Source organism: Thermobrachium celere DSM 8682 (assembly GCF_000430995.1).
GTDB lineage: Bacteria > Bacillota > Clostridia > Clostridiales > Caloramatoraceae > Thermobrachium > Thermobrachium celere.
Genome location: NZ_HF952000.1, coordinates 5780 through 6390, shown reverse-complemented (window position 1 = coordinate 6390; position 611 = coordinate 5780). Strand labels below are relative to the sequence as shown.

General features: G+C 37.0%; 2 pseudogenes. One reads left to right on the top strand and one right to left on the bottom strand.

The features are described from left to right. Nucleotides 1-427 (top strand): annotated as a pseudogene (locus tag TCEL_RS13035) (F0F1 ATP synthase subunit beta); the annotation flags it as partial. Here TCEL_RS13035 and TCEL_RS13365 read toward each other — a convergent pair. Continuing rightward, a pseudogene (locus tag TCEL_RS13365) lies at nucleotides 422-611 on the bottom strand (spore coat protein); the annotation flags it as partial. The pseudogenes TCEL_RS13035 and TCEL_RS13365 overlap by 6 nt on opposite strands.

Genomic DNA, 611 nt, shown 5'->3' with positions numbered 1-611 from the left:
ACAGTAAGGGCAATAGCAATGGACTCTACTGATGGTTTAGTTAGAGGAGCTCTAGCTGAAGATACAAATGCTCCAATATCTGTTCCTGTTGGTCCTAAAAAACTTTAGGAAGGCTGGTTTAATGTTTTAGGTAAGCCAATAGATAATTTAGGAGAGGTTGAAGCAGAAGAGTACTATCCAATCCACAGAATGCCTCCAAGCTTTAAAGAACAATCTGTTCAGCCTGAAGTTTTTGAAACAGGAATTAAAGTAATAGACCTTCTTGCACCATATCCAAAGGGTGGAAAAATAGGACTGTTTGGTGGTGACAGGTGTTGGTAAGACAGTGTTGATACAAGAACTAATTAACAATATTGCTAAGCAGCATGGTGGACTTTCAGTTTTTACTGGTGTTGGAGAAAGAACAAGAGAGGGTAATGAATCATTCATAATTTGTAGCATCTGAGAAGGAAAGATTTTGCTGATTTTGAGCTGCAGATGGCTTATTATAGCTCTCATAGATGCTAGTATAATTAACACCATTTTGAGTTAATATATTTTTCAGTGTTGTTGCATGCTGCCTTTCATATCCTGCAAGAGTGTTGAACATATTTTTTACATCTGCATCACTT